This is a genomic window from Paenibacillus sp. TAF43_2 (assembly GCF_052113545.1).
Lineage (GTDB): Bacteria > Bacillota > Bacilli > Paenibacillales > Paenibacillaceae > Pristimantibacillus.
In genome coordinates this window covers 1-15,802 of the sequence record NZ_JBFRDK010000012.1, presented here as the reverse complement: position 1 = coordinate 15,802, position 15,802 = coordinate 1, and the positions used below count along the sequence as shown (strand labels likewise).

The 15,802-nt window shown below is 46.6% G+C and carries 11 protein-coding genes; 3 read left to right on the top strand and 8 right to left on the bottom strand.

The genetic code is table 11. The annotated features are described in order from the left end of the window. Positions 1-412 precede the first annotated feature (412 nt). Both AB4Z17_RS04570 and AB4Z17_RS04565 read left to right on the top strand, forming a co-directional pair. Positions 413-1,441: a LacI family DNA-binding transcriptional regulator gene (locus AB4Z17_RS04570; RefSeq protein WP_076268828.1), complete on the top strand. Its 1,029-nt coding sequence runs from the start codon at positions 413-415 to the stop codon at positions 1,439-1,441. Between the two features lie 4 nt (positions 1,442-1,445). Continuing rightward, positions 1,446-3,389 (top strand): glycoside hydrolase family 15 protein, encoded by a 1,944-nt coding sequence (locus AB4Z17_RS04565; protein WP_441958399.1) that lies wholly within the window; start codon positions 1,446-1,448, stop codon positions 3,387-3,389. A gap of 104 nt (positions 3,390-3,493) precedes the next feature. On the opposite strand, the gene AB4Z17_RS04560 is transcribed toward AB4Z17_RS04565, so the two are convergent. Then, positions 3,494-5,785 carry an alpha-amylase family glycosyl hydrolase gene (locus AB4Z17_RS04560; protein WP_441958397.1) on the bottom strand — a complete coding sequence of 764 codons (2,292 nt, stop codon included), beginning with the start codon at positions 5,783-5,785 and terminating at the stop codon, positions 3,494-3,496. Positions 5,786-5,932: 147 nt separating this feature from the next. After that, the gene (locus AB4Z17_RS04555; RefSeq protein WP_441958396.1) at positions 5,933-6,952 is read right to left on the bottom strand and encodes a LacI family DNA-binding transcriptional regulator; all 1,020 of its coding nucleotides are present in this window, start codon (positions 6,950-6,952) and stop codon (positions 5,933-5,935) included. 413 nt (positions 6,953-7,365) lie between these two features. On the opposite strand from AB4Z17_RS04555, the gene AB4Z17_RS04550 reads away from it, so the two are divergent. Further along, complete coding sequence (locus tag AB4Z17_RS04550; RefSeq protein WP_430055183.1) at positions 7,366-7,812, top strand: Dps family protein; 447 nt, start codon at positions 7,366-7,368, stop codon at positions 7,810-7,812. A gap of 94 nt (positions 7,813-7,906) precedes the next feature. Here AB4Z17_RS04550 and AB4Z17_RS04545 read toward each other — a convergent pair whose 3' ends face one another. The 6 genes from AB4Z17_RS04545 to AB4Z17_RS04520 all read right to left on the bottom strand — a co-directional run. Continuing rightward, entirely contained in the window at positions 7,907-10,654 is a 2,748-nt protein-coding gene (locus tag AB4Z17_RS04545) for an ABC transporter permease (RefSeq protein WP_441958395.1), read from the bottom strand. After that, complete coding sequence (locus AB4Z17_RS04540; protein WP_441958393.1) at positions 10,648-11,334, bottom strand: ABC transporter ATP-binding protein; 687 nt, start codon at positions 11,332-11,334, stop codon at positions 10,648-10,650. Before AB4Z17_RS04540 ends, AB4Z17_RS04545 begins: the two co-directional genes overlap by 7 nt. A gap of 97 nt (positions 11,335-11,431) precedes the next feature. Continuing rightward, entirely contained in the window at positions 11,432-12,742 is a 1,311-nt protein-coding gene (locus AB4Z17_RS04535) for a sensor histidine kinase (protein WP_441958391.1), read from the bottom strand. Then, a complete protein-coding gene (locus AB4Z17_RS04530) occupies positions 12,739-13,443 on the bottom strand; it encodes a winged helix-turn-helix domain-containing protein (RefSeq protein ID WP_441958389.1) in 705 nt (234 codons plus the stop codon). Before AB4Z17_RS04530 ends, AB4Z17_RS04535 begins: the two co-directional genes overlap by 4 nt. A gap of 136 nt (positions 13,444-13,579) precedes the next feature. Then, a complete protein-coding gene (locus AB4Z17_RS04525; RefSeq protein ID WP_441958387.1) occupies positions 13,580-14,212 on the bottom strand; it encodes a fumarylacetoacetate hydrolase family protein in 633 nt (210 codons plus the stop codon). Between the two features lie 45 nt (positions 14,213-14,257). Then, a partial coding sequence (locus AB4Z17_RS04520; protein WP_441958385.1) for an ABC-F family ATP-binding cassette domain-containing protein occupies positions 14,258-15,802 on the bottom strand: 1,545 nt, incomplete at its 5' end.

Below are 15,802 nucleotides of genomic sequence, written 5' to 3'. Positions count from 1 at the left end.
ATAGGCTGCATTCGCACAAACGTTTTATTCATCGTTCTGAAAAGCTTGCTTCCATCATAAATTGGTAAGCTCAACAATGCGCAAACGTTTGTACAAATCATACTAGAAAATAATTTGTGAGCGGTTTTTATGCCGTTTCACAGCTGAAAACATGGTAGAATTGTTTTGAAAGCGTTCTATTCGTGGATTCATCATACAACAAGGTGCATGGTTTGTTAAAACGTTTGCACAGTTCAATATTCCGGTTAAATACGGAGTTATCTTCAATTTTCTTCGGTATTCTCCTTCTCATTCAGTTTTTCAATATTTGTGAAACGCTTACTTTAGATATATATTTACTTTTAGGCAACAGTTGCATTAGGATGAAGCATATAAAGCAAGCACGTTTGCGCGGGTGGGGGTTCAACTTAATATGGTAACCATTAAAGATATTGCAAAAGCTGCAGGGGTATCTCCTTCCACTGTATCAAGAGTCGTCTCTAATCATCCTAGAATTAGCAAGGCAACCTCTCAGAAGGTCAAACGGTATATGGAAGAAATGGGCTACCATCCTAACGTGATGGCGAAGAGTCTGGTATCAAAAACAACACAAACCTTAGCCATTATGCTGCCTCGACCAGCTGAAGAGCTGTTTCAGGACTTTTTCTTCGGTGAATTGCTTCGCGGAATACTGACGCAATCGACAAGAGCGGGATACGATATGCTGCTTACCGCAGCGACGTCGCCAAGCGACGAGACGGAAACCGTATCACGTCTTGTATTCGGTAGACGAGTTGACGGCGTTATCTTGTTATCCTCTCGGGTAAATGACCCTTTAATCGACCTATTGGACAAACATAAGTTTCCTACAGTATTAATAGGCCGCACAGAAAATCGGCCTAATATATTATCAGTCGATAATAACAATGAGCAAGCAGCTTATGATGCGACGCAGCATCTCATTGTCCAAGGCCATGAAAGAATCGGTTTTGTTAGCGGTCCACCATCATTAACCGTTGCACATGACCGGATGGAAGGCTACCGCAGAGCCATGTCCGAAGCCGGTTTGCCTGTTCGATCCGAATGGATCGTTGAAGGCGAGTTTCTTCAGCAAAGCGGCTATCGTGCCATGTCATTTATGATGAGCCTGCCCGAAAGACCTAGCGGCCTTGTTGTCATCGATGATGTAGTCGGATTCGGCGTATTGCGCGGCCTGACAGAGCTTGGGTACAAGGTGCCTGATGATCTTAGCATCGTAAGTTTCAATAACATTGCATTGTCCGAACTTGCAACACCGCCAATCAGCTCGATAGATATCGGAACCTATCAGCTCGGCTATACCGCATCACAAATGTTGATTCGTCTTATACAAGAAGAAAGCATACACCAGAACAGAATGATTATTCCGCATAGGCTGATCGTTCGCGAATCATCGATTCAAACCGTATCCAAGAGGAGTTGACAGCATGTCAAATAAAAAACCATTTTTAGTGGATGCCATTATCGGCAATTCCAAGTTTCTCGCATCGCTTGGCCGCACAGGCAAAATGTATCGCCTGTGGTGGCCGAACATTGATTTGCCGCAGCATGTAGACGCTATCCGCACAGGAATTCAGTGGGCGCAATCCCCTGTTTCCTGGTTTGATGAAGAAAAGAACGGCTTCACTCATGAGACGGCATATGTTGCAAAAACAAACATTTTGCAAGTGAATGCTCGTACTGACCAACAGCCCGTTCAAGTGGACAGCTTGCATTTTGCTGTTCCCGGCCAAGATATTATCGTTCGTGAATACACGTTCACAAACGTCAGCAATCAAGCTGCTTCATTCTCGTTTATCGTTCACTCTTCTTTTCTCGTAAGCGAGAATAATCTATATAACACAACGATGTTTAATGCCGCTGAAGATTCCTTGGTTCATTTCCGCCATAAGTATTATTTTGCGCTTTCAAGTGCAAACGTATGCACTGGTTATCAATCAGGAATCAACTGGGATAACGTTCAGCATGGGGAGTTGAACGGCAATAACATTGATATGAAGCCAGATGGTGCCTTGAACTGGCGCGTCGATGAGCTTGCAGCAGGCGCATCCGTAACGATTCCCGTCTATATAACAGCCGGCCATGATGAAGAAAGCGTACTGCAGCAAATGCGTACTGCAAAAAGCAAAACAAGCGCAGAATGGGTTCAAGAAACGACAACCTACTGGCATGAATTTTTGACTGCCGCTGCCCCTTGTCCGATTGACGACAACGAAATCTCAGATCTATATGACCGATCCCTGCTTATGTTCAAGCTCATGTCCGATGAGCAAACGGGAAGCATTATCGCTGCTCCAGAATTTGATGAAAATTTCACGCGCTGCGGGGGTTATTCCTACTGTTGGGGCCGAGATGCCGCATTCATTACGACTGCGCTTGATAAAGCAGGTCTTGGCGCTCTCTCCGACAGCTTCTATGCATGGACGCTTTCTGCGCAATCGCCAGATGGTTCATGGCAGCAGCGGCATTATCATGATGGCAGCTTAGCACCGTCATGGGGCTTGCAAATTGATGAAGGCTCGTCGATTCTTTGGGGAATGTGGCAGCATTATTTGGAGAAAAAGGATTCTGACTTCGCTAAGCAGGTATGGCCTGCTGTAGAGAAAGGCGCATCCTTCCTGATGAGCTTCCTCGAAGCAGAGAGCGGCTTGCCGAAGCCTAGCATCGACCTGTGGGAAGAGCGTGAAGCATCGCATACGTACTCCTCAGCCGCTGTATACGGTGGTCTGACGGCAGCAGCGAGCTTTGCCGAGCTAGCAGGCAAACCTGAGCTTGCAGCGGAATGGACGGCTGCTGCGGAGCGGATTTCAGCAGCAATCAAAGAGCTATGCTGGAACGAGGAAGGCGGCAGATTCTACCGCGGAGTTGACCTAACGGTAAACGCAGGCAAATACGAGCAAGCCTTGGCAGCTGGCTCAACTGGTTATGTGACTGAGGGCAATAAAGGCTACAAGAAGCATGTTCTCGATCATGATACTGTAATTGATATCAGCCTGCTTGGCATCGCTGTACCGTTTGGAGCGGTAGCGGCAGACGATGAATCCATGCGCCGCACTGCTGATGCAGTTGAAGCTGCATTGACTGTTCCGGGCGTCGGCGGCATTAAGCGCTATGAGGACGATATCTATATTGGCGGTAACCCATGGATTCTCACTACACTATGGCTTGCTCACTATCGCATTCAAACCGGCAGCATTGATGAAGCGAAGCAATTGCTGAAGTGGGCGATGGACCATCGTACGGAGACCGGCCTCCTGCCAGAGCAAGTAGACAAAAACACCGGCGAAACCGCTTGGGTTGTCCCGCTTACTTGGTCGCATGCCATGTTTATATTGACGATTTTCATGCTTGCGGAAGCGGAAGCAAAGTAAAACCTGCTCTATCCGATTTTAAAAAATCACAAATACATCAAACCCCGACGGTTGCTTGAACCGTCGGGGTTTTTTATGCTTGAATTCCGCGCTGCTGATTTACATCAAGACCAATTGTACACGGCAGTATCAGACGTGCCTGTCGAACTCGCAGGAGAAGTAAACGAGCGGTTCGTTCCACTCTCCCAGATGACATTGCCGAGACTGTCCTTCTTAATGAACTTGAATTCGAAGGTCGTCCCTTTCGGCACACTTACTGGCAGGAACCATACTGGATAGTTCGGATTCATCATCGCTTCCGTCGATTTAGCTGCATCCCAGCTGCCGAGCTCAGGAATGCTGCCGACGATATGAATATTTTGTCCAACTGTCGTTGTGGCATTGACCTTAAAGATGACCTGTACCTGATCACCCGACAGTACCTCGTAAGTAAAGCTATTGCTGACATTTGTTCCTTTCGTAACCGTAATGCTGCGTGAACCCGCAGCTACAGCTGGAACGACAGCTTCGATAAACGTATCATTGTTGGATACGATTGTTGCAGCAACCGTACCGAATTTCACGGTAGCCGTGCCGCCCAAGCCCGTTCCGTAAATATAAACGGTATTGCCTGGGCGTCCTGAGGTAGAAACAACATCTCCGATTCTTGGAACCGTAGTGCCAAGCGATGGATTGTACGCCAAAATGTTAACCTCGCCGCCTGAGAGCGTGAAGCTGGAAATTTTATTTTGCCCTGATACGCTCGTAACCGTATTCGACGCGCCCATTAGCAGGCCGGACAATCCATCTGTGTAAGTTCCTACAGGCAACGTTGTATTAATTGCAGGAACCGTATACGAAATATCTGGCTGTCTATTTACAGCGACAATTACTTGCTTGTCGTAGAACTGGCGCTGATAAACGAGAACATTGTCTGTGCTGTACAGAATGGAAGTTGTACCATAAGCGATCGCTTCGTTGGACTGACGCAAGGCCGATAGATTCTTGATCACTTTGAAAGCCGTTGTCGTCTCATCGAAAGCAGCCGCCTTCTGCATAAATGAACGGCCAGCAATATCGCTGCTGTCCGCGGAGGACAAATACTGCTCCGTACCATAATAAATATTTGGTGTTCCACGTGATGTCATAAGCGTTGCGAGAGCAGCGTGATAAGGCTTATTGTTCGATTGAATATAGCGGAACCGTGTAACGTCGTGGTTGTCAAGGAATGTTACTGCTTGATTCTCATAGGAATAATCGGCGCTCGTTTGTGTCAGCATATTACCGAAAGTAGACATCGTCTCGGAGAAGTTGCCGAAAGCATTTGTTGCAGAACGATAAAATTCAAAATCAAGATTATTCACGCCCGTACGGTCAGGGAAGGTGCGGAATTCATCATATTTCGGGTCAGGTCTGCTAATAAAAAATTCACCAAAATGAGTGAGCGGTCCGCCTGCAGCGGAGTCAATGGCGTCTTTCAAACCTTTGGTGAATGCTGGATTCATATGCAGCGTTGCATCATGGCGGAAGCCATCAACGCCCTTCGATTTCCAGAACGTCGCTGCCTTCTCCAAATGCGCAACTACATTGGCATTCTCTTGCGAGAAATCTGCAAGCGAGCCGAGTTCCTTATGACGGAAGCCATAACGAGAATTGTCGCCTGCGCGATCGCCTAATCCGTGAAACCAGCCGTTTGCATCATTATTAGGATCAGCGATTAAGTTTTCTATTTTGCCATCGTTGTTGTAATCATAAGGGTTGCCAGCAGCATTGAAGGCATAATTGCCGCTTGCGTCTTTATCCGGCTCATAGAGCTTGCCGTCTTCTGGAGAATTTCCGTTAGTCGGGTTTTGCCAGCGGCTCGTATGATTCGTTACAAAATCAATGACCAGCTTCATCCCTTGATTATGGAGAGCATCACGAAGATTCTCAAAGTCCTTCATCAGCCCAAAATGCTGATTCGTTGCAAAATAATTGCGAACATGATAGCCATGAAAGCTCGTCCATTTATTCATGCTGCCGCCAGGCTGGTAATCCTCAATTACTGTATCTCTATTCTCGTAGGGTGCGGATATCCAAACAGCTGTTACACCCATATTTTTCAAATAAGGAATTTTGTCGATAATCCCTTGCCAATCCCCGCCTTGATAAAGCTTTAAATCATTGCCATCCCCTTTGCCATCGCCATTCGCATCATCAAATAAAGCAGCGGAGGAGCCAGCAGGGATATTATTGCTTGTGTTGCCATCATAAAATCGATCCGTAATAATTTGGTACACCGTATCCTTTGGCGTAACTGGACTAAGCGCGGACGATGCGGTTAATGCCTCTGCTTCTCTTGGATTAACACTAATTGCCGGCAATACAAGTGCTGCTGCTAATACGAACAAAGCCAACCTTTTCCCTATAACCTTCATCCATTCAACACTCCCCACTATTTTGAAATGCAGATTTATTGCCTAGTTCAAAAAAATAACCTCCGTTTAGACGCATGATTTCACCTAGGCTCCTAGAAGTTTGGCATCACCCCCTTCATAGACTGCAAGTCATCGCGCTGCTTCTGTTCATTTCTTTACTGCTGTGCTTTGCCTAATGGTCAGCTCGACTCCAATTACGACCTTGCGATCAACAGCAGCATCCTTATCCATTTGTGCAGTCAGCAATTTCACAGCCGTCTGTCCTTTGAGCACAATATCCTGATGAACGGTCGTTAAGCCGGGCACCATATAATGGCTGTTTTGATTATCGTCAAAACCCATTACGGACACATCGCGCGGCACAACGATACCAAGATCATGCAAGCCTTTAATTAGTCCAATAGCGAGAACATCCGATAAAGCGAAAACAGCCGTTAACTCCTGTCCTCTTGAAGCGATTTGAGATGCAGTGCGATAACCGCCAATGGAGGAGGTAGGAACCTCGAAAACATGGTCGCTTTGGTAGGTCATTCCCGCTTCTTTCAGCGCTCTCTTATAGCCGATCCACCGTCTATGATTAACGCCTTCTTCGAGCAGTGTCCCGGTCAATAATGCGATGTTCTGGTGTCCAAGCGATAACAGATGTTTTGTTCCGATATATCCCCCAAGCTCATCATCCAACCCAACCTGGTACAGCTCATCGTTATTTAAATAGCTATCCATAAACACACAAGGCACATTCAACTCTAAAATTCGCTCGTATATCGGGGAACCCTCAAATACGCCAATAATGATCAAACCATCCAAATGGCGTTCACGAACAAATGAAAAGGTTTCATCCGGCTCTACCCCAACAAGAAGGACATGCAGCTTCTCGTTCCGTGCCCCTTCTTCAATTCCCGTAACAAGCTGCCAATAAAACGGATTGTCATGCAGTCTGCCTTTCTCCAAGAAAGGGACAATGACCGCTATTAGGGATGATTTCTTATCCTTTAAATTGCGAGCGGACATGCTTGGCGTGAAGTTCATCTCAGCGATAGCTGCTTGAACCGACTGAACCGTGTTAGGAGCTACTCTGCCTGTTCCATTCAGTACGTTGGATACCGTAGCAATCGATACTTTTGCGCGTTTAGCAACATCTTTAATCGTTATTCGTTCCTGACTCATGACGAACCACCTTTACAATAATTAAACGTTTCATCTACGTAAAACACTTATGAACAAAGAGTTTATATTAGGCGATATATGAATTCAATAAATAATTGATTAAACGTTTCATTTAATAATTCATACTATATTTTATCCTGTATATTTCTGTCAATCATTATTTTGTAAGCGCTCTACTTTGTCCCGTCAGTGGCCTCTTCTACTCCATAATAAAAAGAAAAATGAGCTTCCATGCCAATAAGATGTTTCAACTCTAACAAAATGGTGTATACATATTGACAGACATCTTCTAGTTTGTAATAATTATAAACAAGGAGTTAGTCTAATTTAATTTAGAATTTGCAATCAACCTTTCCATTTTTGTATTCACTGACTGCAAATAGCGCAAACTACCATCAGAAAGGATGATCATTATGACAACACCTACAACTGTACAACAACATTTGAATCGCCAAATCGCCAACTGGAGCGTACTTTACATCAAGCTGCACAATTATCACTGGTACGTAAAGGGCTCCCAGTTTTTCACTTTGCATGCAAAATTCCAAGAGCTTTATGAAGAAGCTGCGCTTCATGTCGATGAAATCGCTGAACGCTTGCTTGCCGTGAAGGGTACGCCTATCGCAACCATGAAAGATTATTTAAAAACCTCAAGCATTGAAGAAGCGTCCAATAAAGAAGATGCGACGCAAATGGTTGAGCAATTGATTAAAGATTTTACAACCGTAATCGGTGAACTGAAAGACGGCATGGAGGCCGCACAAAAGGCTGACGACGAAACAACAGCCGACATGCTCCTTGCTATTCATACGACACTTGAGAAGCATGTATGGATGCTTACCGCTTTTAATGGCAAATAATTGTTGCACGTCCTATGCAAAAAGGAGCTTCGGCAGTATTCTCACTGTCGAAGCTCCTTTATTTGCTTAGTGCTCTAGCCTGATACATTCATTATTAATCACTGCTCATTTTGAGAACATCAACCGCTTTGAGCTTGAGCGCTGCCCTTGCTGGCGTAATATTAATGAGCAGAGAGGCCAGCAGCAAACCAGCTATAATGGGAAAAACAATGTCGAATGGATACTCATACAGGAGGGCCGACTTATCGCCTTTCAAATCCGCTTTCACACTCTCGACAAACATATGAACCCCGCTAAGACCGATCGCTAAGCCTGACAACAAACCCATCAAGCTTATAACAAAACCTTCAATAAACAGCATCCAAAATATAGACTTGCCGGGAACGCCGATGCAGCGCATCATTCCGATCTGTTTGCTCCGCTCGCGCACGGCTCTAAACAAAATAATCGCAAGCCCTAGCAAACCAATAAGAGCGGATATAACCGTAAAACCTATGAATCCATAGCCAATTTGTTTATTAATCAATTGCTCCGCTGTATTTTGCACATAAGGAACATGAAAGGCCAGTACGCCTTCAAGTGCAAATCTTTCCTCCAAATCCTTAGCCAGCTTAATGTTTTTATAATCAAATTGGAATAAAACGAAACCAAGATCGGTTTGGTTGGGCCATTTGTGACCAAGCGGACGAAGCTCATCTACAACTTTTTTGTTCATCAAGGTTGTGCCATAGAAATCTATTAATCCGGAAGCTGCGTCGTTATTTAAAAAACCAGCGATAATGAAATCTCGCTTCTGTTCGGGAACCCAAGCTTCTTCTCTCGATCGGAGCTTGCTCTTATATACAGGAAGCGTAATCTTATCGCCTGCCTTGAGATTCAATAATGGCTTAGGAAACTTCTCTTTATAATAGTCAGGCAGGATTACATATGCAGGGTCATTCAGTACAGCCTGCCATGCTTCAGCATCGCTTGAGAACGCTGGCGATCGCGCATTTAATGCAAAGTTGTTATTAAGCAGGAGCTCCTTCGTAACGGGTATAATAGCTTGAGCCATGCCGTTCTCCTGCATGCTAAGCATATAAGGCTCCACGACAACTTTCCCCTTCATATGCTCCTGTATCAACGGGTCAGCAGCGGCAACTGCTTCAATTTTATCCTTCTCCAGCTCAGATTGGTATACAGCATAACCACCAAAACCTAAGACGGTTTGATTTATGCGATCAACATTCCCGCTAGCTTGTATAAGATGCGTAATGCCAACCAAAAATGTARTCAACATCATAACAAGTGCAAATAAAAGTGCTGCTGTGTACGTTCGTCCTTTATGTTGATTCGAGTATTTAACAGCGAGGAGCATGGATATCGGCGGAACACCAATAAACCGCAGCAGCTTTTGCAGCGGGACAGTCATTTTCCCCACTCCATTAAGCGCGATAAATAACACTGTAAACACGGATGCTATCCAAGTAAGCACAATGGCAAGCATGTTGTCATTCGTTAATTCAGGCGGATCGATAAATGCAAATATAAAATGAACACAAGTAGCGGATAAACCCGCAGCGATTACACCGCGGTTTCGCGTTCGTTTCCACCCTTTCGCCCGCAAGGCCCCGCTGTCCGCTGAAGGCCCTCGCAGCGCTTCAACAATATTGAATCTGCTTGCTTTACGAGCTGTTAATCCAGAAATGAAAAGAAGGAACAACAAGGTTGCTGCGAATACAGCTGCTGCTGTTAGGATTGAAACATGAGCTGTAATCGGCACAACGAGACCAGCCGTTTGAGATAGGTCCGCAGCATAGAAGCTATAAAAAAATTGAATCAATCCATAACCGCCAGACAACCCAATCAGCGTACCAAGCATCGCACTGGCTACTGACAGCAAGAGCGCTTCAACCATGAACATCGCAGATATATTGTCTCGCGAGAATCCGATTGCTCGCAAAATGCCGTACATCTCCCGCCTGGAATCGCCAATCATGACCAGCACCTGCCGCATAAACAGCATGCTCGATATAACGGCTACAATACTTATCATGCCAATAATGATCGAATAGTTCATATCATCAACTTCATTTTTATATTTGCTTTTCAAATTCTCTACTTTGTACGTTTGGCCTGAAACAAAAAACATGCCGCCCAAGTTTACAGATGGATCAGAGTTTCCCGCCAGTATAGCTTCATAGCCATCTCCAGCTTGGCCAGACAGTTGACGCACAGCTTGCTCCGTCCCGATTATGGTACCGGCAAATGCACCATATTCTTGGTAGCCAGTGAGTCCTCGCTGCTCTACTACCGCACGAATGCGAAATAACTCATCTTTGCCTGAGACAGTAACCTTAAGCGCGTCACCGACGTCAACATGCAGAAGCTTGGCTATGTCACGGTTAATAATAAGCTCATCGTCAGCCAAGCCATTTGTCCATAAGTTTTCATAGGCAGGATCAAACCTAGCAGCTTCCTCCATGGAGAAGCCCATAAACAGCATATTTTTCAGAATGGATTGCTCACCCGTATTTGCAGCCTCAGCAAAAACAGCCGCTTCCGCCTTTACATAGGGAAGAATCGTATAGTCGCTTTTTCGTGAGAAGTCTACTAAAAATGCAGCCTCTTCCGCGGAGAAAGCGTCAGAATTAAGCTTCTCCGGCGTTAGCTTCCAGTTGATCGGACCTAGATGCTTCTCAATCCAAGCTGCCCCGCTTCGCTCGACCGATTCATAATTTACGGCACTAATGGCGATCAGCATAGCCCCGATGGCTCCAGCCATTATCGTGATCAACGTCTGCTTCCATTGTTTTCTCAAATGACTCAGCGCCATTCGCCATACAAGACTAGACGTTAGCATGACGAAACGCCCCCATCATGGATAACACGTCCGTTTTGCAATCGAATGGTGCGTGATGTTCGGTTAGCTACTTGTTGATCATGCGTCACAATAACGATCGTTGTGTTGTAATGGCGATTGAGCATCTCCAGCATCCCAATGATTTGATCCGCCGTTTCCGTATCAAGCGCGCCTGTAGGCTCATCTGCCCAAATGATATCGGGTCTCCCCACAATAGCTCTAGCGATAGCAACTCGTTGATTCTGACCGCCCGATAGTTGATTAGGATATTGATTAGCTTTATCAGACAGCCCAACCTCTTTGAGCGCTTCAAGCGCTCTCTCTTTGGCCTTATTGGCATCACTGCCTGCGGCAATAAGCGGCAGCGCCGTATTCTCCCAAGCATTCAGCACCGGTATGAGATGATAGGATTGAAACACGAACCCCATCTTCGCAAGCCGCAGCTTAGCGATCTTTTCGTCTTCCCATGAATGGATGGACGCGTCTCCAATCCATACTTCACCTTTATCGCTGTACTCGATGCCAGCCATAATATGCAGCAGCGTTGATTTGCCGCAACCGGAGGCACCCGTAATGGATACCATTTCTCCTTTATTAATTGTAAAAGATACGTCCCTCAGCGCTCTGACCGCTGCTTCTCCCTTGCCATACGTCTTGCATAATTCCTTTATCTTTATCATCTCTTCAAATCTCACCCCTTGTTCCATTGAATGCTATCACTTTATCAAATCGATATGCATTCTTAATGGAGCAAATATGCAGAACTTGTGCAGATGGCTAGTCTTTTATGATGGGGAGGCTTAACGTAAACGCAGCTCCTTTGCCATAACTGCTCGACACATCAAGCGTTCCGCTGTGGGCATGCGCGAATTGCTTCGCTATAGCGAGCCCAAGGCCCAGTCCTGAGCCGCGTTTGCTTGCTCTAGCTTGCCCAGCTCCTCTGTAAAAGCGGTCAAAAACAAAAGCAAGCTCCTCCTCTTCAATTCCCAAACCATCATCGATAATCGTCAATTCCGCATATCCAGCTTCTAAGCTGAGCTCGATTCGCAGCTCATGGCGTGCATGCTGCAGCGCATTCCCAATCAAATTAATAATAATTTGCCTGATCCTTGCTTCATCCGCATAAATACGAATATCATGCTCCATATGTACCGTTGCCTGTATCGTATGTTCATCCGATTGAACGACAAGCGTCTCAGCAACCGCCGCTGCTAGCGCGGTAAGTGAAAACCAGCTTTTGCTTAAGGACAAATGGCCAGATTCCGCTAGCGACAGCTCCTGTAAATCTCGAACTAATTTAGTGAGACGCAGCGTCTCATCATGAAGCGATACAGTACGCGCTAATGGCAGCGGCAGTCCCTCCTGAATGGCATGGTCCAGCTGCGTCCGCATGACTGCAATCGGTGTTCGAAGCTCATGAGCAATGTCAGCTACCATCGTTCGCCTAACCGTTTCTAAGCGTTCTACGCGCTGCACAAGCCCATCTATTTGATCGAGCGCATCCGTGAGCTGCTTGTCCCCGTCTATACGATTATTTGTAGATAAAGAGGCTCGCTCCCCAATTAACGCCGCTATTCGCCGCTCCGTTTGTTTTGAAATATTGTGCGAGCGTTGAATAATCCATAATCCAATGATGTATATCAACATAGCGAGCAACAACGGCGGCAATACCATTCTCATACTTATAAGTTTCTGAGCTGTAGTCGATACCTGCGTATACCCGACAATCGAGCCATTTGAGAGTACCGCTATTTTCCGCGCGTCTTTATCCGTATTTTGCTTAATGAACAGCGTGGCTATCTCGGTTATTGCATCTTTGTCATAAACGATAATGGACAGCGATTTGTATCCGGAAATCATGTAACGATCATGCTGAAGCCGATCCTCAAGACCGATCCAGCTTCCCGTCGACTCATAAAAAAGCTTGGCGTATCCATTCCAAAACAACTGCGTCTTTTTAAGCTCAGTCCGATCGATGCGGTTCATCATCCATAAGGTACAAATAAATGCAACAACGACAGCAATCATACATATGTAAACTAATCTAAGCTTCTCACGCTGCATGCTTGTACTGCTATAGCTCTTCACAGTACTTCCTCTGTAAAGCGATAGCCAACTCCATACACGGTTTGAATGAGCTCACGCTTCTCATCCCCGCCTTCCAGCTTACGCCTCAAATTGCGAATATGTGAATCGAGCGTTCGCTCATAACCGAGAAAACTATCGCCAAGCGCCTCATCCATCAAATGTGTTCGTGTAAACACTCTGCCTGGATTTGCCGCGAGCTTCCAAAGCAGTAAAAATTCAGTACGGGTCAAGTCAAGTTTGTGCTCATTGAGCACAGCTGTGAAGCGCTGCTGATCGAGCATGAGCGGTCCTCTATAAATAATCGATTCATCAGGCGCAGGAAGGGATGGCTCGCCATGCTTGCTTGCTCTGCGCATAACCGCTTTAATTCTCGCACTTAGTTCACGAAGCCCAAACGGCTTCGTCAAATAATCGTCCGCGCCAAGCTCCAGTGCCAGCACCTTATCGAATTCATCACCCTTGGCGGTAACCATAATGAAGGGCAGCTTCCACTCTTTTTCATTACGCTTGCAAATGTCTATTCCGCTTGCTCCACCGGGCAGCATCCAATCGACGAGCAGCAAATCCGGATTTATCTGCTTAATGAGCGGCTCCGCTTCGGTCAATGAGGAAGCGCCATAAACCTCCACCGATTCTTTCCGCAAATAATCAGCGCATTCCTGAAGCAGCTGCTGCTCATCCTCAATCCATACGACTTTCATCCTTCGCTCACACTCCCCTAAATAAATTGTTGCATAAAAAAACAGTTCTTCCAAGTAGGGAAGAACTGTCTTTTCATACAAATCTATGGATGTTCGCTAAACAAACTCGCTGACGCGAAATGATAATCAATTGATCTTATACAAGCTTTACGCCGCAGCTGCCTACAGCTGTGCCTGCCCATAATGCTTGCAGCTGGTCGCCGTCATGCAAAGCAGCCACCCCTGCTGGCGTTCCTGTGAATAGAAGATCGCCGGCGCCAAGCCCATAATGCTCTCCTACGAATTGAATCAGCTCCGATACGCTGAATAACATATCGCTGGCTTTGCCGCGCTGCGCCTCTTCGCCATTTCGCAAGAGCACAAACTCGTTTTCAGCAAGAGCCGCTGCACCTGGGTAAGGAAGCCATTCACCAAGCGGAGCTGAGTTTTTAAACCCTTTGGCCGCAAGCCATGGCTGTCCCTTAGCCTTCAGCTTGGACTGAACGTCACGAAGCGTTAAGTCCAAACCAAGCGCCATGCCGTCAATGCATAGTTCTGGATCGATGCCCGGCTCATAAGCACGGCCAATCCGCAGTACGATTTCAAGCTCAAAGTGCACCTCGCCTACATTACCGGGAAGATCTACAGTGTTGCCTGCCATTGAAACAATGGCATGCGACGGCTTTGTAAACACGAGCGGCTTATCAGGCACCTCATTGCCAAGCTCCAAAGCGTGAAGTTTATAATTTCGACCGATACAATAAATATTACGAATCTCATTGCTGCTCATGAACAATGCCGCCTTTCTATTTCAATTAGGTTAAATCGGTTTCGTTTACTTCTGGGCAGCGATTTGCTCAGCCAATTCATTCAGTTCTGCCCAGCGGTCCATTAGCTTCTCCAGCTTTTCTTCCAGCTGCTGCTGCTCTGCTGCCAGCTCTAGGAGACGAGCAGAATCGCTGCTTGCAGCTTCCATGCGTGAGGCGATTTCGCTGATCTCGGTTTCCGCAGCCTCAATCCAGCCATCGATTTGCTCAAAGTCCTTTTGATCCTTGTAGGACATTTTGAGTGTACGTCCCTTAACCGCGGGTTTCGCAGCCGCTTCTGTACTTTTCACCTCTGCGCTCGAAGCCGCTTTTGCAACGGCTGTATCGGCTGCAACCGCTGACGGCGTAGTTCCAGCGCCGTATTTCTCAACAAACGCTTGGTAATCCGAATAGTTGCCGGTGTGATGTGCAATCACGCCGTTGCCCTCGAACGCGATAATCTTGTCTACTGTCCGATCAAGGAAATAACGATCATGAGAGACAACGAACACAACGCCCGGGAAATCGTCAAGATAATCCTCCAGCACTGTAAGTGTGGAAATATCCAAGTCATTCGTCGGCTCATCGAGCAGCAGCACATTCGGTGCATTCATTAACACGCGCAATAGCTGCAAGCGGCGCTTCTCTCCGCCGGACAGCTTCGAAATTGGTGTCCACTGCATCGTAGGGGAGAATAGGAAACGCTCCAGCATTTGTCCCGCCGATATGGTCGAGCCATCAGCCGTCTTTACTTGCTCAGCGCCCTCGCGAATATATTCGATCACCCGCAAAGACTGATCCATCTCTTCATGCTCTTGCGAGAACCAGCCCAGCTTGACTGTTGTACCAAGGTCCACGGTTCCTTCATCTGGCGTTAATTGCCCTGTAATCAGCTTCATTAGCGTTGATTTCCCGCTTCCGTTGCGTCCGACGATGCCTACTCGGTCCTCTGGAACGGCAATATAGCTGAAATCGCGAATAAGCGTCCGATTACCAAAGCTTTTTTTCACATTTTCCATTTCAAGGATTTTCCGGCCAAGCCTAGTCGAAGCTACCGAAACGTCCATCTTCCCGCCCGCTTGCTTCGGTGCATCTGCCTTAAGCGCCTCAAAGCGATCGATACGCGCCTTTTGCTTCGTTGATCTTGCTTTTGCCCCTCGTCTGATCCACGCGAGTTCATTGCGCAGCAAATTTTGACGCTTCGATTCCGTCGAAGCTTCCCGCTCCTCGCGGTCCAGCTTCAGCTCAAGGAAACGACTGTAGTTTGCTTGATAGAAATGGGCTTGGCCTTTATCGAGCTCGATGACGCGGTTACTGACACGATCAAGGAAATACCGATCATGCGTAATCATGAGCAATGCGCCTCTGCGTTTTTGCAGCATGCCTTCGAGCCAAGCCACGGAATCATTATCGATATGGTTCGTAGGCTCATCCAGAATGAGCACATCGGAAGGAAGCAATAAAGCAGCAGCCATAGCGACACGCTTGCGCTGGCCGCCGGACAACGTCTCTACCTTCGCTTCAAAATCATTAATGCCTAGCTTCGACAGCGCCATCTTCGCATCGATCTCCAG

Bases quoted from the DNA above. Each gene is read 5' to 3' on its own strand.
- AB4Z17_RS04570 (WP_076268828.1), top strand. From the start codon at position 413: ATGGTAACCATTAAAGATATTGCAAAAGCTGCAGGGGTATCTCCTTCC.
- AB4Z17_RS04565 (WP_441958399.1), top strand. From the start codon at position 1,446: ATGTCAAATAAAAAACCATTTTTAGTGGATGCCATTATCGGCAATTCC.
- AB4Z17_RS04560 (WP_441958397.1), bottom strand. From the start codon at position 5,785: ATGAAGGTTATAGGGAAAAGGTTGGCTTTGTTCGTATTAGCAGCAGCA.
- AB4Z17_RS04555 (WP_441958396.1), bottom strand. From the start codon at position 6,952: ATGAGTCAGGAACGAATAACGATTAAAGATGTTGCTAAACGCGCAAAA.
- AB4Z17_RS04550 (WP_430055183.1), top strand. From the start codon at position 7,366: ATGACAACACCTACAACTGTACAACAACATTTGAATCGCCAAATCGCC.
- AB4Z17_RS04540 (WP_441958393.1), bottom strand. From the start codon at position 11,334: ATGATAAAGATAAAGGAATTATGCAAGACGTATGGCAAGGGAGAAGCA.
- AB4Z17_RS04530 (WP_441958389.1), bottom strand. From the start codon at position 13,443: ATGAAAGTCGTATGGATTGAGGATGAGCAGCAGCTGCTTCAGGAATGC.
- AB4Z17_RS04525 (WP_441958387.1), bottom strand. From the start codon at position 14,212: ATGAGCAGCAATGAGATTCGTAATATTTATTGTATCGGTCGAAATTAT.